Origin of the sequence: Mucilaginibacter sp. 5C4, from assembly GCF_034345625.1 — a bacterium.
In the GTDB taxonomy this organism is placed as follows: domain Bacteria; phylum Bacteroidota; class Bacteroidia; order Sphingobacteriales; family Sphingobacteriaceae; genus Mucilaginibacter; species Mucilaginibacter aurantiaciroseus.
Genome location: NZ_CP133775.1, coordinates 3246752 through 3266478, shown reverse-complemented (window position 1 = coordinate 3266478; position 19727 = coordinate 3246752). Strand labels below are relative to the sequence as shown.

The window sequence follows — 19727 nt, the reverse complement described above, 5'->3', positions numbered from 1 at the left end:
ATATTTTGGAATTATCCAACAGGAGGCGATATGCCATCCAGTTCGTCAATGTCCTCAGCATCCAGCACTACGCCGGCTGTTTTCATATTTTCTTCCAGGTGGGCTACGCTTGATGTACCCGGTATCAGCAGGATGTTTTTAGAGTGGTTTAGTAACCAACTCAAAGCCACCTGGTGTACGCTTGCACCATGTTTCTCAGCTACCTTTTGGAGTTTTTCCTGTGTTGCCACATTACCGGCATTTAGCGGGAACCATGGAATAAATGCTATGTCGTTATCCTCGCAATAATTTAGTACACCTTCCCACTTACGGTTGTCCACACTGTACATATTCTGTACCGATACCACCTCAAAATAGTCCTGTGCTTTTTTAATATCGTCGATATCAACCTCAGATAAACCAATATGGCGGATCTTTCCTTCGGCTTGTGCTTGTTTTAAAAATTCAAAGCTTTGCTCGGCAGGTACGTTAGGGTCAATACGGTGCAATTGGTAAAGGTCTATCTGATCAAGTTTTAAACGTTTCAAGCTACCTTCAAGCGCTTCTTTTAAATGCGCGGGGCTCGAATTTACCGGCCATTGATCGGGCCCGGTGCGTAGCAAGCCACCCTTTGTACCAATGATCAAATCGGCAGGGTATGGATATAATGCTTCGGCTATTAATTCTTCTGAAATATGCGGGCCGTAACTATCGGCAGTATCAATAAAATTCACTCCAAGTTCTACCGCGCGTTTTAAAACGGCAATAGATTCGTCGTGGTCTTTTGGCGGGCCCCAGATGCCTTTGCCGGTAATGCGCATTGCGCCGTACCCTATGCGGTTAATCTCCAGGTCGCCGCCTATGCTAAATGTTTTTGGGGATGTTGATGTTGTTGCGTCACTCATAATATTAGTTCTCATAGTAAAATGAATAAACGCTAAGTAAGGCTTATTGTTCGGGGCAAGGGTTCACAGAAGTGTCATATCGCCCGGTTGGAGTAATTGAAATGATAACAAATATAGGAAATTTTAATACTGATGCTTACCGCCAGGCACCTAATATGGCACCAATAATGGTTAATGATGCCACGCTATAGCCACCATTTATATAAATGTAGCGCCAGCTTTTAAGTTCAAATAATGATGCGGTGGCGATAGCAAAAAACGTCCATATACCAGCTAGGAAACCCGCCGTAGTGCCCCAGGCAACATCTGTTTTAGCATCGGCTAAAAAAGCCGCGAGGTTTGCCGCCATTATCAGCGAGAAAAGAACGTGAAACCAAAGGTCTTCGCATTGTTGCCTTTTTGTAACAGTTCCGTTGTTACTATCTGCCATCCATACTTTGCCAAATACGGGAGGTGCATACCAGATACCGCCAACAGCAAAGCCCGATAAACCTGCTACAGCAACGGCAGGCCAGTTAATTAGTGATGCATCCATACGGGTTAGGTTTAGTTTACCTAAATGTATGTAAATTAATTAATAATGCAAACGTAAGATGCCGATCTACTTTACGGTATACCTAAATATATACCTGCCCAGGTTACCCTCGCTGTCCATACCTTCTATAACCGCGCGGTAACTGCCTTTGCTATCCGAATTAAAGTACTCGAAAGATGTTAAACCTGTTTTGTCGGTTTTAATTTTAGGGCTCCAAAAAATTGTGCTGCGCAGATCGCCGCCAAAGGTGCCTGATTTTAAAGGGTCGTACTTAGGGGAGTAAAATTCACGCGGGATACTGTAGCCCTGCGCATTGTAACTAAGTAAGTTGCCTTTAGGGAGCATCTCTTGCAGTTGTGCGAAGGTTATTTTATCGGTTTTGATCTTACGAGTAATAATGGATATAATACCATCAGACATGTAATTTTTGTTGATGTTGCTTAATCCGTCAGATTTAAATACCTCTATTGTTTCTACATCGTTACCACGATAGCCGTTAAGCGTTTGGTAGTCCACGGGGCTACCGTTCAAAAATACCTGCAGTGGTAGTTTGTTTTGATTGGATATGTTTTTTGTGAAATAGAGGGCATTATTTTCTGCCGATACGCCTAATAACATTGTAGGCAAGCAAACATATAGGTTTGGGCAATCTTTAAAACGTTCGCCGGTAAGTTGCTGGTCGGCCATCATAGGCAGGGCAGATAGGGTGCCGTAGTCACTATGGGTAGCTTTTTTCACTAAAGATGTAGACTTAATAACCACTTCCTTTAAAATGTGCAAATTATCGTATTGGCGCTTACTGTTTAACATTAAATTTTTGTAGGTGCTGTCTATATTGGTAACTTCATCTAAAGCGTTTGTATTTTTTGTAGCCGGTTGGTAGCTGTCTCCGGTTACCGATATCATCATACTTCTGCTATTGGGATTATTACGCGCGCTGATAATTACCTGTGCCGAATCGGGGAAGGTTAATTTGGAGAACCTGAAATTGCCGCTCATATCTGCTACGGTTTCGGCAAAATAATTTTTAGCCGGTATCTGGATACGCAGGTTACCTTTAGAAATTGGCATGCCTGTATTATTGCGTAAAATGCCACTCACTTCCAGGCCCTGCTGCTCGGGTGTAAGTATGATCTGCGGGAACTTGCCGGTTATAATATTACGGTACGAAATGCGGCGGTACCCCTGCGTTAACATCAGAATATCCAAATTGGCATCTACATTAGGATCCTTACTTACAAAATAATAGTTTGGTTTTTCGATGTAACCCTTAATGTCTGATGTTAGCAAAAGGTTACTCATAATAGTGGTTTCGCTGTCTTCATCAACCGGCACTTTGGTTTCATCAATAACTGCTACAGAAAATTCTCCCTCGGCAGGTATAGCATTATTTTTTGCAGATACTGCAAACTTTACCTTTTGCCTTACCGAGAACGCCTTACGATCTGGTGCCATGATTAGGTTAAGCGCGTCATTACGTTTAATAAATACAATACGCTCGGCCAGGGCAATGCCACGCTCGCTAAATAAAGTTAATTGAATAAGCCCTGTTGGGAATTTATTTTTGGGGATGGCCGCGCTGTAGGTTAGCGTTTCTAAAGCAGTTTGGGCCGCAAAATAAATAGCACCGCCGTTTTGGGCCGCTACGTAATAGATCTTGCCCTGGTTGGCTTTAAAATACGGATCGTTTGCAGATAGTTTTATATTAATGTTATCCGCATCGGTATTGTAAACGGATAGCGTAATGCCGGCAGGTTTTATCCGCGGCATATCGTAAGTTGTTGTAACCCCGTCTCCAAAGGTGACGTTGGCTTTGTAGGTTTTACCATCCTCAGGCATTAGCGCAAAAATACCCATGCCCATGTGGGCCGATTCTAAATTTGCTATAACTGCACCCGCATTATCAGTAATGGTGCCTTTAATATTTACACCAAGCCCATTAGCGCCAATGGCCTTAAACGCAATTTTTGAGCGTACGCCAAGAGTAAGCTCGCCACCTTCGGGGAAAAACTGCACGTCGCGGTCAGCGGCGGCGGCGGTTAGCGGGAATTTATTAAGCGTTTCTTTTTTGCCGGGCAGTTCTAAATTAGTTGTTAGCGTGGCGGTTTTTAGCGACGCAGCGGCAGTTTCGGTAAGTACAACATTTAGTACGCCGTTGGCGTTGGTAGTGCCTTTGCCTTTGCTTAATTCATCGCCGGTGGGATTGGTTATGCTCCAGTTTACTTTTTTGTTGGCTAATACTTCACCGGGTTGCGTGTAGGTGATAGTAGCGCTAACTTTGGGTTGGCCTGCTGTGCGGTTAAATACAATACTGGTGTTAACCTGGGTTTGTATGGCATTGCCAATGGCAATGGTTTTATTGTAATAATAATCCGTTTCGAAATTACGCATCCAGTTAGTATAGGCCCTTAAATGATAGTTGCCTTGTTTGTAGGTATCGGGCGATAGGATGATGTTACCATGGGCTACGCCATTTACAACCGGCAGTTTAACCAGTTTCATGATAGAATCCTGGCCGGCAATATCTATATACACTATATTACTAAGGTTTGATGGCTGATGCTTATCAAGCGATACGTATGCTTTAAACCAAATGGTATCGCCGGCGGCATAATAGGGTTTATCTAAATGCAGGTAAACTTTCTCTATCGGGAAGTTGGTGATGTAGTTGGCCGTTTTGGTAATAATGGTACTTAGGGCAACAGTATCACGTTGGGCAAAGGCAGGGGCAATTAAACAGGTGGACAAAAGTGTGGTCAGCGCGAGTTTTTTCAGGCTCATTATAATAGTTAAAGTAGTTTGGCTAATATAAACATTTAGCTTTACCGCATGTTAAGCGGTTTAAGTTTTAACATTTCATTAACTTTTAGGCTGATGAAATTGAAGATTAAATGTACCGTATAAACGGTTTTTTAAAAATAGTATTATTGTAAATTAAGTGCTACAAAATATAAGCTTATGCCAACAGAAATAGAACGGAAATTTTTGATAGACCATGCCAAATGGGAAAAGGTTATAAAACCCAATGGTAAGCTGTATAAGCAAGGCTATATATTAAGTGAAGAAAAACGCACGGTAAGGATTCGTGTTACGGATACAGTCGCTTATATCACGCTAAAGGGGGCATCTACAGGCATTAGCCGAAGCGAGTATGAGTATACTATACCTGTTATCGAGGGTAACGAGATATTGCAAAACTTTGCTACATCATATATAGAGAAAATACGTTATGACATTAACTATGCAGGGCATTTGTGGGAAGTGGATGTTTTTAGAGGCGTAAACAACGGACTTATTGTTGCAGAAATAGAACTTAACAGCGAAGATGAACAATTTGAAAAACCCGACTGGGTAGGGGAAGAGGTAAGCCACGATGGCCGATATACCAACGCCAGCCTGTCAGTAAATCCATATAAGGTGTGGGCCTAACCGTATTAAAAATTAATCCAATAAAAAACCTGCCTCATTGAGGCAGGTTTTTTATTGGAGATAATATTATTTACCAGCCAGAACCTTTTTTTGCATTACCTGCTTTAACGTGCTCTTCTGCTGTAGCTTTGCCCATGATAGCTGCCATTTTGTTACCTTCTGCATCTTTACCTGTAGCAATGTATCTGCCAGATTTGATGTCGATAACCGGATCGATCATTGGAACATTTTTAGTTTTAGTCTTTACTGAATACGCTGTGATTCCTGAAGCTGCCATGTTTAGTTTTTTTAAGTTTTTTAATTGTAACTGGATTAATTATGTTTTTGTTTTTATTATCTGTTAGTTTGTTTAGCACCCTAACAGGTAATGTTTATAATAATGAAGGCAATATATGTATTTATACTTAACTAACAAATTATACAAAAGGTGATTTTTTTGCACATATTAACGAATAAATGGCCGAATCGAGAAATTTACCACTATAATAGAAACTCTGCTTAAAGTAACGCGCTCTTACAAAGCCTGTTTTCTCTAATACAGCTATACAAGGTAGATTGGACGGATTTACTTTAGCATTCGGTATAATGCAGCATAATTTTGTCAAAAGCATAGCGGGTTGTAGCGTTAATAGCTTCGGTCATCAAGCCCCGGCCCTGATAGGCAGGCACCAGCATAATGTGGTAAAGGTTTATATCAGCATAATTTATACCTTTAATATAAGTTGTCTGAAATGATGTATGTATAATAAGGTATCGAACTTTTTACCAACCCCGACGTTTATTAATCAAACAATAAAATATTTAGCATGAAACTATACACTATATTAAGCATATGCGCGCTGGCCCTGGCCTCGTGTACAGGTAATGGAAACAAAGGGACGGATACAACTAAAACAGTTGCAGAAGATACCTCTAAAGCGGCTACACTGAATGCACCCGCCCAAAATATGGAGTATTGCTTTTTGCTTACCGAGGGCACAAGCAACCAGGATACTACAGCAATACATTTAATTATTAATGCCGAAAAGGTAAACGGCGAAATGCAATGGCTACCCAAAGAGAAGGATGCGCGTAAGGGAACCCTTGAAGGTACTATGAAAGGTAACGATATTAAAGCGGTGTGGACTTTTATGCAGGAAGGAACGAAAGATACAATGGCTGTTGCGTTTCAACTATCTGCGCAGGAGTTGGGCCAGAAACCATTTAAGGTTACTAAAGATGGCCGCCAGGAAACTGACGGGGCCGCGGGTTATACTATAATATATAAGCTTGATAATTGTAGCAAATTTAAAACTGCTGCCAAACCGGCCTTATAATATATAAATGAACAATTGAGTTTTTAGTAACTCCTACTTTATTTAATTCCTCGTTATTTATAGCGGGGCATTTTTGTTTTATGTTGATACAAGTCTAACGCGAAGATCAGTCGGCAGTGCCTATGTCTGATTTTGGGGCGGCGGTGTTTTTAACAGAAGTTGTTATAGCATCCTGCTGTAGTTTGTTCACTTCAGCTTTATTATCAGTTTTAATTGTAAGCGAATATGCGGTTACTGCTGATGTTAATATTAATGCTGCGGCTATGATGATCTTTTTCATGATATCTACGATATGGTACTTATAGTTAGTCTGCAGTGCCTACGTCTTTTTTGTTATCTGCGGTACCAACATCTTTTTTGTTTTTAGCGTCTGCAGTGCCTACGTCTTTTTTATTATCTGCAGTACCAACATCTTTTTTGTTATCAGCTGTGCCAACGTCTTTTTTGTTTGTGAAAGTTGCTGCGTTAACGGTAGTTGCTGTTAAAGTGCTGAATATGATTGCTGCTGCTATGGTTAATTTTTTCATGATATGTGTTTTGTGGTTGTGTTATTTGTGAGTTTGGTTGATATATGTTGTGGTTGTTAATTAGTCTGCAGTACCTACGTCTTTTTTGTTATCTGCGGTACCAACATCTTTTTTGTTTTTAGCATCGGCAGTGCCTACGTCTTTTTTATTATCTGCAGTGCCTACATCTTTTTTGTTATCAGCTGTGCCAACGTCTTTTTTGTTTGTGAAAGTTGCTGCGTTAACGGTAGTTGCTGTTAAAGTGCTGAATATGATTGCTGCTGCTATGATTAATTTTTTCATGATATGTGTTATGTGTTTTGTGGTTGTGTTATTTGTGAGTTTGGTTGATATATGTTGTGGTTGTTAATTAGTCTGCAGTGCCTACGTCTTTTTTGTTATCTGCGGTACCAACATCTTTTTTGTTTTTAGCATCGGCAGTGCCTACGTCTTTTTTATTATCTGCAGTGCCAACATCTTTTTTGTTATCAGCAGTGCCAACGTCTTTTTTGTTTGTGAAAGTTGCTGCGTTAACGGTAGTTGCTGTTAAAGTGCTGAATATGATTGCTGCTGCTATGATTAATTTTTTCATGATATGTGTTATGTGTTTTGTGGTTGTGTTATTTGTGAGTTTGGTTGATATATGTTGTGGTTGTTAATTAGTCTGCAGTACCTACGTCTTTTTTGTTATCTGCGGTACCAACATCTTTTTTGTTTTTAGCATCGGCAGTGCCTACGTCTTTTTTATTATCTGCAGTGCCAACATCTTTTTTGTTATCAGCTGTGCCAACGTCTTTTTTGTTTGTGAAAGTTGCTGCGTTAACGGTAGTTGCTGTTAAAGTGCTGAATATGATTGCTACTGCTATGATTGATTTTTTCATGATATGTGTTATGTGTTATGTGTTTTGTGGTTGTGTTATTTGTGGTTGTATTATTTGTGTTATTGTTATTTATCGCTGTTGTTAATTAGTCTGCAGTGCCTACGTCTTTTTTGTTATCTGCGGTACCAACATCTTTTTTGTTTTTAGCATCGGCAGTGCCTACGTCTTTTTTATTATCTGCAGTGCCAACATCTTTTTTGTTATCAGCTGTGCCAACGTCTTTTTTGTTTGTGAAAGTTGCTGCGTTAACGGTAGTTGCTGTTAAAGTGCTGAATATGATTGCTACTGCTATGATTGATTTTTTCATGATATGTGTTATGTGTTATGTGTTTTGTGGTTGTGTTATTTGTGGTTGTATTATTTGTGTTATTGTTATTTATCGCTGTTGTTAATTAGTCTGCAGTGCCTACGTCTTTTTTGTTGGCTACTGTGCTTTTTTCAAAAGTTGCAGTTGGTTGAACCTCGGCGTTTTTTGTGCACGATGGTAACACGCCTGCGCTTAAGATGATGATTGCTGCTGCTATGATTGATTTTTTCATGGTCGTTATTTTTTAATTAGGGGTTGTTATTGTTATGATGTTAGATAATTAGTCGGCAGTGCCAATGTCTTTTTTAACAAGCGCCAGGCTTGGGTCAATTGAAATGTTGGCAGTTGGTTTTACAGCAACCTGTTTGGTGTACGATGGTAAAACCGCTGTTGATAAAATGATTGCTGCTGCTATTAATATCTTTTTCATAACTGTATTATATAATTTTTAGGGGTATTTAATATTTCGATTGGGTTAATTAATCGGCAGTGCCAACGTCTTTTCTGAATGTGATGTTGTTTTGCACAATTGATGCCGCCGGTTTTACACTAACCTGTTTGGTGTATGACGGTAAAACGCCGGTTGCTAAGATTAATGCTGCTGCGATAATTAACTTTTTCATATGCTTTGTTTTAATATTTTTTTATTCCTGTTTGTCTAAAATTAGTCTGCCGTACCAATATCTTTCCTGATACCTGTGGTCGCCTTTAAAAACATGTCCATCGTAATGCGAACATTTGCGGGCTTTACACAGCTGGATACTAACAATCCACCAAGTAGAACTACGTATGCAAGTACTGTTTTTTTCATATTTATTTACCTCTTAATTTGCCAATTTTACTTAGCCCTTAAGCAATTTTTAATTATACAACCATTTGCTATAGTTTAACTAGTTTTTACTAACTATTAGTTAATAAAGCAGTTGTGTTTTAGCTATTATCGTATATTACGATAATGTGTTAATAACTGTGTAACTTATTAAGAATCAGTAAATTAACATCACAAATATAATTATGTTTTTTAATTATTATGCAATGTTGAAAAAAAAATTTTCATGCTGTTTTTTATTAACTTTAACTTAATAAGATATAGTTTGTAATTATTTTATAACTTTCACCATTATATCAACGTATAGAGCCCTAATGAATAGAATTTTTACGCTGCTTTTTATATTTCTGATTAGCTGTACTGCTGCACGCGCCGTAGATAAAACCAACGTTGCCGCGCAGGATACTAATGAGGTAATTAAGCTTAATAAGCTGGCTTATGATAACCGCGGTACAAATCCCGAACAAACGGTTGCCTTTGCTAATAAGGCCTTAACCCTTGCAGAAAAGGCGGGTTATGAAAAGGGTATTGGTGAGGCTTACCGCGTAAGGGGGATAGGTAATTATTATTTGAACCAGGCAAGCGCCGCTATCCGCGATTACTTACAGGCCCTTGCAAGTTTTGCAAAAATCAAAGATCTGCGCAGCGAGGCTAAAGTTTACAACAACATTGGTAACTTATACCTCGATAATAACTATACAAGCTCATTAGAGTACCTGAAAAAATCGCTGGCAATCGGTCAAAAATTAAACGATCAGCAACTTATAGGATCCACCTATTTAAACATTGGTAACGTTTATTACCGTAAGAAGATCTTTTACCAGGCGTTAAGTTATTACGACAAGGGTAACACCATATTTTTAGCAATAAAAGATACATTTAACACTATACAGGCCTTGCAAAACAGGGGGGTAATTTACTTTAACCTAAACCAGTATGATAAAGCCGAACAGCTTTTGCTGGCTGCCAATAAAGCCGCTAAAGAAAAGGATTTGAACAAACCTGTTGCCAGTACCAACCTTACCCTTGCATCCCTATACATAGCGCAAGGGCGCTTTGCTGATGCTACTAAGGTAGTATTAGAAGGCCAGGCTTATTCAAAGGCCCTTAAAGATGAAAAGCTGGAATCTGATTACAATTACACCAACTACCAGTTAGAGGCAAAGCAGAAACACTACGAGAAAGCCCTCACGTATTTACAAACGATATTCAGGCAGGATAGTACTATTTACGCCTCCAACGAATCTACCCAGATTAACATGCTGCAGGAACAGTTTAAGCAGCAGGCAAGGCAACGCGAAAATGAACTAACTATTCAGCGGCAGCAAAATGACCGGATTAAGTTTTGGGCCGTTACAGTAGTAGCAGGCCTTTTGTTGGTAGTTATAGTGTTGCTGGTGAGCAACGTTAAACGCAAAACCATTACTAATACAAAGCTTACCGATTTGAACGAAGAAGTTTCGCGCCAGAAAGATAACCTGGATAGGGTGAACCATCATCTCGAAGAAATTATTGATGAGCGTACCAAGGATCTGCAGATAAAGAACAAGAAACTTTCCGAATATTCATCCTATCTTTCGCACCAGATCCGTGGGCCTATTGCCACCCTGCGCGGTTTAATGAACCTGGAGAAAGAAGGCCTGGTGGACGAAAAAGAATGTATCAATATGATGGATAAGTGCGTTTCTGATATCGACCAAAAGATCATCGAAATGAGCGAAATGCTTAACGATACCGGCAGGACTATAGTTTAAGCGATATATTATAGCCCCGGATAGGTGCTATGGATCTGTGCTTCAATCAACCCTAAGTACATGCAATACCGTGATATCATTTGCAGGATAAGTAATTGCCTGTGCCTTTTATAACCTTCTGTTTCAAACGCTAAGGTCTCATCGCCGGCAGTAACAAAAAACCTCACCTCGCCTTCACGCGGTTTTAAATGGGATCTGAATAGCCCGAATGCTTTAACCTTTAGCTTACTGCGCCTATCGTATATAGTACCTATGGTTTGCTGGTCGGTATTGGCAATAGATATCATGTAGTTTGACATAGTAGTTCACTTCTGTGTTATACTTATGCCATTGCAATTATAAATCCAATTGGGGCAATTGGATTGGTTTTAAACGTAAAACGGTAATAAATCGGCCTTTATTTTCATCTCGCTTAATTAATTAATATTAACTTAAAATAATTAAATGAAAGTGAATAAAAATCGAGCTATCACCGTAATAAAATAGCGACTAACTGTTGTATTTATTGAACAGTACTTGTGGAATTAGATAGCAACATTGCCTTTGCTCAGCAATTCTTCATAAAGTAAAATTACCTTACGTTGCAAATTGGTGATCTCGGCTTCCCTGTCAACCAGTTTTTTCTGGATGATGCTCAGGCTTACATCTTGCGTGCTTGGCTCTTCGGTATATTCAAGCGATAGCAGGTTAACAACACTTACCTCAAAAATATTGGCAATTTGCTCAAGCCTCGATAGGTTAATATCCGTTACTCCGGTTTCAATTTTTGAGAATGCGGGGATAGATATGCCTAAACGGTTTGCAACATCTTCCTGGCTCCAGCCATGTTCATGGCGCAGGGTACGAATATTTTTACCGGCCGATTTATTCGTTTTCTTTTTGATAATTTCGCTCATCATGTACATAATAATAGTTAATTAGATAAAAAGGGTATTAACTATTAATCAAACCCAATGCCATATATTAAATATACGCTTATTGTGTGTAATTAACACATAGTTAATGTTGCCTTGTGGGAAACTGTGGAATTACTTCCACACAAATTGGGAATAATATGTTACTCCACCCCACTTATTATACTCAGTTTGGCAAATTTTAAAAGCAATTGTTTCTGGCCAATTTCTTTAAAAAATATGGTTGCTTTAATATCCGGCTTGTTACCTTCCAGCGTAAGTACTTTGCCAAAGCCAAAACGCTCGTGCTCTACCTGCATGCCTACCTGTAAATTTGAGGTGTCAGACGGTTTAAAATCGGGCGATGGCACATGCGCTTTAGCCAGTATAGATGTTGTTTTTACAGGAGGCGCAGTGGCTGCTTTTGGTTTAGAATAGGTGTCGTTTTTACGTGTCCAGGCGTTGCGTTCATCGTCAAAAGATGACGCCGGCTTGGCTGTAAAATCAAGTTCGAGGTATTTGGCGTCTATCTCATCCAGGAAACGGCTTGGCTCACAACTAATAAGTGTGCCGAATTTAAAACGCGATGTGGCGTAACTGATGGTTAATTTGTACTCTGCACGGGTGATGGCTACGTAAAACAGGCGGCGTTCTTCTTCCAGGTCGCTGCGCGAGTTAAGCGACATTTGCGACGGGAACAGGTTTTCTTCCAGCCCCACAATATGCACCTGCGGAAACTCTAAACCCTTGGATGAGTGGATGGTCATCAACGATACTGTATCAGCATCTTTGTTTTTATCCTTGTCATCATTGGTTAACAAGGCAACATCCTGCATAAAAATGTCAAGTCCTTTTTCTTCGATATCTTCCCGTTCCGAGAACTCTTTGATCCCGTTTAGCAGCTCCTGTATGTTTTCATACCGGTTTAGGCCTTCTACCGATTTATCTTCGTACAGGTCTTTAAGCAAGCCCGAATGCTGTGCGATGTGCAATGCCGCCTCGTAAGCAGTCTGGTTTTTGGTGATCACCTGGAAACTCTGGATCATGGCCGCAAAGGCGCTAAGTGATGCAGGTGCCTTCTCGATGTATCTTGGTGATTCCAGGATCACCTCAAAGGGGGTGATATTATTTTTATCGGCAGCAACAATGATCCGGTCTAGCGTGGTATCTCCAATGCCACGTTTTGGGTAGTTGATAACCCGTTTAAGCGCCTCCTCATCATTAGGATTAAACGTTAGGCGGAAGTAGGCGATAAGGTCTTTAATCTCTTTACGCTGATAAAACGACAGGCCACCATAAATTTTATATGGGATACCATTCTTACGCAAGGCCTCCTCCATAGAGCGCGACTGGGCGTTTGTGCGGTACAGGATGGCGAAATCGTGCCATTTAAGGCCGTTTGAGCTGCGCTGAAACATAATGGCATCAGCCACAAGTTTGCCTTCCTCATTGTCGCTAAAAGCGCGCATTACCTTTATTTTGTCCCCTGTTTCTTTTTCAGAGAACACATTCTTTTTTAGCTGGTCCTTGTTGTTGGCTATAATGCTGTTGGCAACGTTTACAATATTTTGGGTAGAGCGATAATTTTGCTCTAGCTTAAATATTTGAAGATCAGGATAATCCTTCTCAAAATTGAGGATATTTTGAATGGTTGCTCCACGGAAAGCATAGATACTCTGCGCGTCATCGCCAACAACACAAAGGTTTTCATACACAGCGGCTAACCTTTTAACAATCATATATTGCGAGTAATTTGTATCCTGGTACTCATCAACCATAACATATTTAAATTTGTGCTGATATTTATTAAGCACATCCGCATGATCTCTTAACAGCTGGTTGGTTTTGAACAGTAGATCGTCAAAATCCATAGCACCCGCGCGGTAGCAGCGTTGCGCATAAGTTTCATATATCTTTCCGATTAACGGGCGTTTCGCCGAATCATCGTCAGCTTGTATTTGTGCATTATTTTGATATTCACCGGGGGTAAGCAAGCTGCTTTTTGCTGCAGAAATGCGGTTTAAAACAAAGTTTACGCTATACATCTTATCGTCCAGCTGCATCTCTTTCAATATGGCGCGCAGTACGCTCTTGCTGTCGTCGGTATCGTAAATGGTAAAGTTGCTTGGGTAGCCAATGCGGTTGGCCTCCACCCTTAAAAGCTTGGCAAAAACGGAGTGGAAGGTACCCATCCAAATGTTTTTGGCTTCGGGGCCGCATATGTGGTTGATACGCTCGCGCATCTCACGGGCGGCCTTGTTGGTAAACGTAAGTACCAGTATATTAAAGCTATCCACACCGCTGCGGATAAGGTGCGCAACCCTAAATGTAATAACCCGTGTTTTACCCGAACCCGCGCCGGCAATGATCATTACCGGGCCTTTTATTTGTAATACTGCTGCTTTCTGTTCGGGATTTAACCCCTCTAAATAATCCAAATCCTTTTCCTCTTTTCTTGTACCGCGAAATTAGTGTTTTGCGCCGGAAAGCTAAATAAATTGGCAACTGAAATTTTCAACGTAAAGATTTTTGTTAACGATTGAAGAATCATCGGCGAAAGTCCATGTTTCTTAATAGTTAAAAATGCGGCGAAAATTATCAAAATTATTCGCCCTTAAACCACCAAAAAACGACTTTGAAACGCCCTGCAACGATCTAAAAACCACTGATTTTGCACTGTATTTTAAATTTAAAAAACAACCCCTGCCGAACTGTTTTTTTGTAGGTTTTACAACTTCTTTTTTACCGCCTGCCAAATGATCCACCCGAAGGGCAGCAACCAGATCATATCGTTCCAAATATTCACCCAAAAAAAGGATGGGGCCAGCTTGCCCAGCCAGATGTAATACACCGAACCTATAGGCCCAAGCACCTTGCCAATAAAGCCAACCAATATCAGCGGCCAGTAAGCTACCGGGTCTTTGGATGCAAAATAATAGGCGATGCCGTAAACCCCAACCAGCATCCCTACACAACGCAAAATGATGAGCACGAAATCTGTAGGCGGGTTGCCAAAAAGTATTATTTGCGGACAAGCGGATATTATTATACCCCAGAAAATATTATAGACCGCCGCCAGGAACATGATGGTTTTAGCGGCTTTTAGTTTGGTATTCATTAGTGTAAGGGTTAAGGCTTACTTGCAGGAAGCGTACTTAAGCTTTGCCATACTTCTAACCTTTTAATATCTTTCAATGAACCACTCCACATACCTTTGTGCCCGGTATTTTCGCTATCAAATGTACCTTCAATTAAAACATACTTACGATTGCATTTCTTTATTTGGGGCGAAAAAATACTATCTCTTGACATCTCTACCCATAAGCCGTTTTTTTCAATCGCCCTATCATAATCTTCTTTGTGAAAATATAATCCATTAGCTTCAAACTCAAGATTTAAATAACCAATAACACGCACATGCCGTTTATTATACTTTTCCGGATTGGCAATTAATGATATAAGCGAAACCTCTTGATATTCGTTTAATCGTGCGCTATCTATATCTAAGCCGCTACTAATTGGTACGGCGGATTTTTTCTGTTGGCAAGCGATGATTAAAAAAAACAATGAGCATAAAATTAGATAAGGCAAGGTGGTTAATTTCATAATAGGATTTACTTACGCAAGTATAATGTATAATTGTAATCAACTTTTAATTTTTTGCTGATAATATCTTCAATAATAAGTATCAGATTTGCATTCCTTACAAAACAAATTGCATGCTTGTTAATTTCATTAACAGCGCCACTTACATCCACCCGCATGAACAAACTCGCCAACTCCACTTCCCCATATTTACTGCAGCATGCCAATAACCCGGTTAACTGGTACCCCTGGGGGGCCGAAGCGCTGCAAAAAGCTAAGGACGAGAACAAACTGATATTGGTGAGCATTGGCTACTCGGCTTGCCACTGGTGCCACGTAATGGAGCATGAGAGCTTTGAGGACGAGGCCGTTGCCGGGGTAATGAACGAATACTTTGTATGCATTAAGGTGGACAGGGAGGAGCGCCCGGATGTCGACCAGATTTACATGAGCGCCATTCAATTGATGAGTGGGCGTGGTGGCTGGCCGCTAAACTGCATTTGCCTGCCCGACCAAAGGCCTATTTACGGTGGTACCTACTTCCGTAAAAATGACTGGACGAGCCTGCTGTTTAACCTGGCCGATTTCTACAAAACCAAACCCGAAGAAGCCGAAGATTACGCCGTGCGCCTAACCGATGGCATCAAACAATACGAATCAGTCGCCTTTGTGACCGAGCATCCCGAATACACTAAAGCCGACCTGGAAACTATCCTCGCTACATGGCGCAGGTACATAGACCCGGTTGAGGGTGGTTTTGGCGGCGCGCCCAAATTCCCGATGCCGAATAATTCGCTGTTTTTGATGCGTTACGTGCATTTGATGAAAGACAATGAACTTGCCGAAAATGTTAAGCTCACCCTCAAAAAAATGGCATTCGGTGGCATTTATGATCATATTGGCGGCGGCTTTGCCCGTTACGCGGTGGATGGTGTTTGGCATGTGCCGCACTTCGAAAAAATGCTATACGATAACGGGCAGTTGCTGAGCCTCTACGCTGAGGCCTACACCTGGCAGCCCGACCCGCTTTACAAAACCATCGCAGATGAGATCATCACTTTCATCAATCGTGAATTAACATCGCCCCAAAATGGTTTTTACTCCGCGCTTGATGCTGATAGCGAGGGTAAGGAAGGTAAGTTTTACATCTTTACAAAAACAGAGATAGAAGAGATATTGGGCAACGATGCCGACGTGTTCAACATCTATTACCACGTTACCGAAGATGGCAACTGGGAGGAAGAGCGATCCAACGTTTTTTACCGCCGCGAAGAGGATGCCGAACTGGCAAAATTGCTCGGCTTAACGGTTGATGACCTGGTAAGCAGGATAACCGCATCCCGCCAAAAAGTGTTGGATGCCCGCGGCAAGCGCATCCGCCCGGGACTGGATAATAAGATCCTTGCATCATGGAATGGCCTCATGCTAAAAGGCCTCTGCGAAGCCTATCGCGCATTCCATAAACCCCAATACCTGGAACTGGCGCTAAAAAACGCTGAATTTATAACAAGTAATTTATTAAATGGCGCAAAACTCAGCAGGGTTTACAAAAGCTCCCCTCCGCTAACCAGCGGAGAGGGCCGGGGTGGGGCTGGAGAGGTCGCTACATTCCTCGACGATTATGCCAACGTCATAGATGCCTTCATCGCCCTGTACGAAGTCACATTCGACGAAACATGGCTGATCCAGGCGCAAAAGCTTACCGATTATACCCTGGCCCATTATTATAATCAGGAGGGTGGCATATTCTTTTACACAGCTGATAATGATGAGGTGCTTATCGCCCGTAAATCCGAAATTATGGATGGGGTGATCCCTGCATCAAACTCGGTAATGGCGCGCAACCTTAAAAAGCTGGGACTATTTTTTGATAACGAAGGCTACCTGGAGGTATCGGCACAGCTGCTGCGAAATATTGTGCCGCACTTGGCTAAATATGGCACAGCTTACTCCAATTGGCAGGTATTACTGCTCGATGAGGTTTTTGGCACCTACGAGGTAGCCATCACCGGTAACAATGCTGAAGCCAAGCGGATTGAAATGGAACAAAATTACATTCCCAATAAAATTATCTTGGGCGGTAAAGATGGAAGTTTACCTTTGCTGGCAGAAAAGTTTAACAGCCAAACGCGGATATTTGTATGCAGGGATAAAACCTGCGGCTTGCCGGCATACAATATCAGCGACGCGTTAAAACAAATAAATAATTAATTGCTTATACAAATAAACAGGCATTGTGATAACCCGGCCAACGCCGGGATGGAGTTCCAAGCCTACAAAAACTATTACCAATGAAAATTCAACCAGAACACGTAGTATCATTAACATACGACCTGTATGTTAAAAAAGAAGACGGAACCGAAGGCTTACAAGAAAGCGCGACACAAGAGCAGCCGCTTACCTTTTTGTTTGGCGCAGGCCAGATGATCCCAAAATTTGAAGAGGAATTAAGCACCCTGTCTACAGGTGATACTTACGATTTTCATATTAAATCTGCAGAGGCTTACGGCGAATTTGACGAAGAAGCTGTAGCTAACCTGCCAAAAGAAATGTTCCAGGGACAAGATTTGCCGCAAATTGGCGAGGTTTTGCCTTTGCAGGATAATAATGGCAACCGTTTCCAGGGCCAGGTGGTATCTATAAACGAGGATACCATAATTGCTGACCTTAACCACCCGATGGCGGGTCAGGACCTTCACTTTATAGGTGAGATCCTGAACGTTCGCCCCGCAACGCCCGAAGAGTTATCTCACGGACACGCGCACGGCCCGGATGGTCACGCAGATCATTAATCAGAGCCCCCGGCCTCCGTTAGTTAACGGAGGAGCAGGATAAATTGACAAAAAAGCCGAATGATAAATTTCATTCGGCTTTTTGCTGTTCGGTCTTTTTTATATTTTACTCCCCCTTCCGGGTGGTGGTGGGCTATTCAAAATCCAAATGTAACCTGCTGTTTACCACGCACCGGATGATCACCCTGCATGCAATTGCTTCACCATTTAGGGTAGCAGGTGTAAAAACAAGGTCGGCAGGGTCAGGCAGTTTAATATTCATGTTGATGGTTTTAAAAGGTTCTACATTTGCATATTGCATTAGGTTTACCTTATAATCCGCGAGTCGTCCGCCAGGGCTTATCAGCAGTTCAACAGTTGCTATAACCGCATCGCGGTCAATTTCTTTAAATTCCTTTGGGAGTGTAAACAAGGTGAGATAAGGGAGGTAACCAAAAAAAACGCCGCCAATTTTAATAGGTTTTGTAACTTTATCACCCTCTTTAAGTTCCTTATCAACAAAATATCTAAGGCGAGATGTGGTGTCTTCCTTCGCTTCATAAAACAGGCGGTTATTTGAATAATCATATGTTTGTACGGTCACTCCATCGCGGTTTGTAAATTTCCATAACCCTATTTTTTTATCATTTACATAAAGCCCGCTGGCTACCGGGATCTTGCCTTTATAGAGCGCTTTAAATAAACCCTGGCGCGTGTTAACGTCTTTGGCTAACACTTTGTAAACTTCGGTTACATCGGTAGATATCTTGCGCTTTATTTCAACGGTATCCTGCGCCATGCAGGTATTTACAAAGGTTATAGCAGCAAATAGTAGCAGGTAATTTTTTAACATTTTAGCAGGTAGGATATGGTTATTTAACTCCATGAATATACTCAATAGCCGGGTTTATGTTTTGCAGGTCGGCAATAAATTCTTTTTTATTGATGGGCGATATCACCACCGAATCAAACTTGTTATAAAACACCTCGTACCTGTCGAAAGAAAGGGCAGGGGCGCTTAAAATTGTTTTGGTTGAGGTGATTTTGCGGATGCCTTCAATTGGGATCGTAAGGTTCACAAAAAAGCCACATTTAACTTTAAGGGTGTTATCTGCGGTAATGGTGTAGCGGGTATTCAACAACGGGAAAACGATAACGCCTGTTAAAGCGATCAGCAACACTGCCGATAGATACAGCCCGTTAAAAAAGTAACTTACCTCCATAATAAGCAACAGGCCAATTACAATGTAAATAATGAATCCTTTTTTAGTAGGATAAACTTTATCAGCGGTTGTCATTTTATAAAGATAGGTAAAAACCTAAAATTATGCACCACCCCCACCTCGTACACCCCCACCACCGCCACTACCACCGCCACGGCCCTGCCTCCCGGCAAACTGCTGCAGGCGCATGGTAAACGATAACATAAAGTACCTGCCCAAACGGTTGGTGCGCGTATCGATGATCTGGTTACCGCTAACCGAGCGCGTAATCCCTGTGTTTTGGTTGAACAGGTCAAACACCTGGAAACGCAGGGCCGCCAAATGGTTTTTCATAAACTGTTATTCCACGTAGGTTAATTTGTTTACTTGTATGGTTAATTTGATAGGGGCAAGTTGAATGGGCTTGGTATCGTTATCCATTACCTGCGGGAAATGGAACTTGCCGCTTAGGTCGCTGCCCACAACGATGCTGTCCGTCGCCGAGGTTAGTTTAATCGTGACTCCCCCTACATTGCCAAGGGTATCGGTAACCGTACCATTAACATCACGCGGTTGCTGCGCGAATGCCCTTCCGGTAAAAAATATGCCGAAAAGCGCGAGGAGGAAATAATTTGCTATAGATGCCGTTATTAAGCTTTACTACAATGAAGTTATTAGGAAAGTTTGAGCATTATATTATTCGTCATATGATTGTTGCAGGGAGTTGTGCAGTGGTCATATAATTGTTGCAATAGGGCACGTATTTAACTGATAATTTAATTATTTTTTGATTTTTTTAGCGGGTTTTCAAAACCAATGGCTATCTTTATTGCGT

Annotated in this window: 28 protein-coding genes; 5 read left to right on the top strand and 23 right to left on the bottom strand. The window is 41.3% G+C overall.

Translation table 11 applies throughout. The features are described 5' to 3' along the window. Positions 1 to 11: 11 nt before the first annotated feature. The 3 genes from RHM67_RS15370 to RHM67_RS15360 all read right to left on the bottom strand — a co-directional run bounded on the left by RHM67_RS15370 (position 12) and on the right by RHM67_RS15360 (position 4200). Positions 12 to 884: an aldo/keto reductase gene (locus tag RHM67_RS15370; protein WP_322227736.1), complete on the bottom strand. Its 873-nt coding sequence runs from the start codon at positions 882 to 884 to the stop codon at positions 12 to 14. Positions 885 to 1020: 136 nt separating this feature from the next. Continuing rightward, positions 1021 to 1419: a DUF1761 domain-containing protein gene (locus tag RHM67_RS15365; protein ID WP_322227734.1), complete on the bottom strand. Its 399-nt coding sequence runs from the start codon at positions 1417 to 1419 to the stop codon at positions 1021 to 1023. Between the two features lie 66 nt (positions 1420 to 1485). Further along, entirely contained in the window at positions 1486 to 4200 is a 2715-nt protein-coding gene (locus RHM67_RS15360; RefSeq protein WP_322227733.1) for a carboxypeptidase regulatory-like domain-containing protein, read from the bottom strand. 177 nt (positions 4201 to 4377) lie between these two features. Between RHM67_RS15360 and RHM67_RS15355 the strand changes: the two genes are divergently transcribed. Beyond that, positions 4378 to 4848 carry a CYTH domain-containing protein gene (locus RHM67_RS15355; protein WP_322227731.1) on the top strand — a complete coding sequence of 157 codons (471 nt, stop codon included), beginning with the start codon at positions 4378 to 4380 and terminating at the stop codon, positions 4846 to 4848. A 70-nt stretch (positions 4849 to 4918) separates the two neighbouring features. Here the strand turns inward: RHM67_RS15355 and RHM67_RS15350 are convergent, their stop codons facing one another. After that, positions 4919 to 5125 (bottom strand): hypothetical protein, encoded by a 207-nt coding sequence (locus RHM67_RS15350; RefSeq protein WP_252756506.1) that lies wholly within the window; start codon positions 5123 to 5125, stop codon positions 4919 to 4921. 293 nt (positions 5126 to 5418) lie between these two features. Beyond that, positions 5419 to 5541, bottom strand: a complete 123-nt coding sequence (locus RHM67_RS15345; protein ID WP_416182876.1) for a GNAT family N-acetyltransferase — start codon at positions 5539 to 5541, stop codon at positions 5419 to 5421. Positions 5542 to 5654: 113 nt separating this feature from the next. Between RHM67_RS15345 and RHM67_RS15340 the strand changes: the two genes are divergently transcribed. Next, positions 5655 to 6164 carry a hypothetical protein gene (locus RHM67_RS15340; protein ID WP_322227728.1) on the top strand — a complete coding sequence of 170 codons (510 nt, stop codon included), beginning with the start codon at positions 5655 to 5657 and terminating at the stop codon, positions 6162 to 6164. A gap of 106 nt (positions 6165 to 6270) precedes the next feature. On the opposite strand, the gene RHM67_RS15335 is transcribed toward RHM67_RS15340, so the two are convergent. From RHM67_RS15335 to RHM67_RS15295, 9 genes are all read right to left on the bottom strand, one after another. Beyond that, positions 6271 to 6444 carry a hypothetical protein gene (locus RHM67_RS15335; RefSeq protein WP_322227727.1) on the bottom strand — a complete coding sequence of 58 codons (174 nt, stop codon included), beginning with the start codon at positions 6442 to 6444 and terminating at the stop codon, positions 6271 to 6273. A 25-nt stretch (positions 6445 to 6469) separates the two neighbouring features. Beyond that, entirely contained in the window at positions 6470 to 6691 is a 222-nt protein-coding gene (locus tag RHM67_RS15330; RefSeq protein ID WP_322227726.1) for a hypothetical protein, read from the bottom strand. Between the two features lie 60 nt (positions 6692 to 6751). Then, complete coding sequence (locus tag RHM67_RS15325) at positions 6752 to 6973, bottom strand: hypothetical protein (protein ID WP_322227725.1); 222 nt, start codon at positions 6971 to 6973, stop codon at positions 6752 to 6754. Positions 6974 to 7040: 67 nt separating this feature from the next. Then, positions 7041 to 7262 carry a hypothetical protein gene (locus RHM67_RS15320; protein ID WP_322227725.1) on the bottom strand — a complete coding sequence of 74 codons (222 nt, stop codon included), beginning with the start codon at positions 7260 to 7262 and terminating at the stop codon, positions 7041 to 7043. A 67-nt stretch (positions 7263 to 7329) separates the two neighbouring features. Next, positions 7330 to 7551: a hypothetical protein gene (locus RHM67_RS15315; protein WP_322227723.1), complete on the bottom strand. Its 222-nt coding sequence runs from the start codon at positions 7549 to 7551 to the stop codon at positions 7330 to 7332. Positions 7552 to 7636: 85 nt separating this feature from the next. Then, positions 7637 to 7858, bottom strand: coding sequence for a hypothetical protein (locus RHM67_RS15310; RefSeq protein ID WP_322227723.1), 222 nt, complete (start codon positions 7856 to 7858; stop codon positions 7637 to 7639). 85 nt (positions 7859 to 7943) lie between these two features. Continuing rightward, the gene (locus tag RHM67_RS15305; RefSeq protein ID WP_322227722.1) at positions 7944 to 8090 is read right to left on the bottom strand and encodes a hypothetical protein; all 147 of its coding nucleotides are present in this window, start codon (positions 8088 to 8090) and stop codon (positions 7944 to 7946) included. Positions 8091 to 8138: 48 nt separating this feature from the next. After that, positions 8139 to 8288 carry a hypothetical protein gene (locus RHM67_RS15300; RefSeq protein ID WP_322227721.1) on the bottom strand — a complete coding sequence of 50 codons (150 nt, stop codon included), beginning with the start codon at positions 8286 to 8288 and terminating at the stop codon, positions 8139 to 8141. Between the two features lie 49 nt (positions 8289 to 8337). Then, positions 8338 to 8481, bottom strand: coding sequence for a hypothetical protein (locus RHM67_RS15295; protein WP_322227720.1), 144 nt, complete (start codon positions 8479 to 8481; stop codon positions 8338 to 8340). 520 nt (positions 8482 to 9001) lie between these two features. On the opposite strand from RHM67_RS15295, the gene RHM67_RS15290 reads away from it, so the two are divergent. Continuing rightward, positions 9002 to 10441 carry a hypothetical protein gene (locus tag RHM67_RS15290; protein WP_322227718.1) on the top strand — a complete coding sequence of 480 codons (1440 nt, stop codon included), beginning with the start codon at positions 9002 to 9004 and terminating at the stop codon, positions 10439 to 10441. Between the two features lie 8 nt (positions 10442 to 10449). Here the strand turns inward: RHM67_RS15290 and RHM67_RS15285 are convergent, their stop codons facing one another. From RHM67_RS15285 to RHM67_RS15265, 5 genes are all read right to left on the bottom strand, one after another. Then, on the bottom strand, positions 10450 to 10740 hold the full coding sequence (locus RHM67_RS15285; protein WP_322227717.1) for a hypothetical protein: 291 nt from the start codon (positions 10738 to 10740) through the stop codon (positions 10450 to 10452). A 225-nt stretch (positions 10741 to 10965) separates the two neighbouring features. Further along, positions 10966 to 11340: a helix-turn-helix domain-containing protein gene (locus RHM67_RS15280; RefSeq protein ID WP_252756519.1), complete on the bottom strand. Its 375-nt coding sequence runs from the start codon at positions 11338 to 11340 to the stop codon at positions 10966 to 10968. Positions 11341 to 11498: 158 nt separating this feature from the next. Beyond that, the gene (locus RHM67_RS15275) at positions 11499 to 13772 is read right to left on the bottom strand and encodes an ATP-dependent helicase (protein WP_322227716.1); all 2274 of its coding nucleotides are present in this window, start codon (positions 13770 to 13772) and stop codon (positions 11499 to 11501) included. Between the two features lie 290 nt (positions 13773 to 14062). Next, a complete protein-coding gene (locus RHM67_RS15270; RefSeq protein WP_322227715.1) occupies positions 14063 to 14452 on the bottom strand; it encodes a hypothetical protein in 390 nt (129 codons plus the stop codon). A gap of 11 nt (positions 14453 to 14463) precedes the next feature. Next, positions 14464 to 14940, bottom strand: coding sequence for a hypothetical protein (locus RHM67_RS15265; RefSeq protein WP_322227714.1), 477 nt, complete (start codon positions 14938 to 14940; stop codon positions 14464 to 14466). 156 nt (positions 14941 to 15096) lie between these two features. Here RHM67_RS15265 and RHM67_RS15260 point away from each other — a divergent pair, with 156 nt between their 5' ends. Continuing rightward, positions 15097 to 17130, top strand: coding sequence for a thioredoxin domain-containing protein (locus RHM67_RS15260; protein WP_322227713.1), 2034 nt, complete (start codon positions 15097 to 15099; stop codon positions 17128 to 17130). An 80-nt stretch (positions 17131 to 17210) separates the two neighbouring features. Then, entirely contained in the window at positions 17211 to 17711 is a 501-nt protein-coding gene (locus RHM67_RS15255; protein WP_322227712.1) for a peptidylprolyl isomerase, read from the top strand. A 133-nt stretch (positions 17712 to 17844) separates the two neighbouring features. Here RHM67_RS15255 and RHM67_RS15250 read toward each other — a convergent pair whose 3' ends face one another. The 4 genes from RHM67_RS15250 to RHM67_RS15235 are packed head-to-tail and all read right to left on the bottom strand — an operon-like array spanning position 17845 to position 19375. Beyond that, positions 17845 to 18543, bottom strand: coding sequence for a hypothetical protein (locus tag RHM67_RS15250; RefSeq protein ID WP_322227711.1), 699 nt, complete (start codon positions 18541 to 18543; stop codon positions 17845 to 17847). Between the two features lie 19 nt (positions 18544 to 18562). Beyond that, positions 18563 to 18988: a PH domain-containing protein gene (locus RHM67_RS15245; protein ID WP_322227710.1), complete on the bottom strand. Its 426-nt coding sequence runs from the start codon at positions 18986 to 18988 to the stop codon at positions 18563 to 18565. A 27-nt stretch (positions 18989 to 19015) separates the two neighbouring features. Further along, positions 19016 to 19246, bottom strand: a complete 231-nt coding sequence (locus RHM67_RS15240; RefSeq protein ID WP_322227709.1) for a hypothetical protein — start codon at positions 19244 to 19246, stop codon at positions 19016 to 19018. Between the two features lie 6 nt (positions 19247 to 19252). Next, the gene (locus RHM67_RS15235) at positions 19253 to 19375 is read right to left on the bottom strand and encodes a hypothetical protein (protein WP_322227708.1); all 123 of its coding nucleotides are present in this window, start codon (positions 19373 to 19375) and stop codon (positions 19253 to 19255) included. Positions 19376 to 19727: the final 352 nt, after the last annotated feature.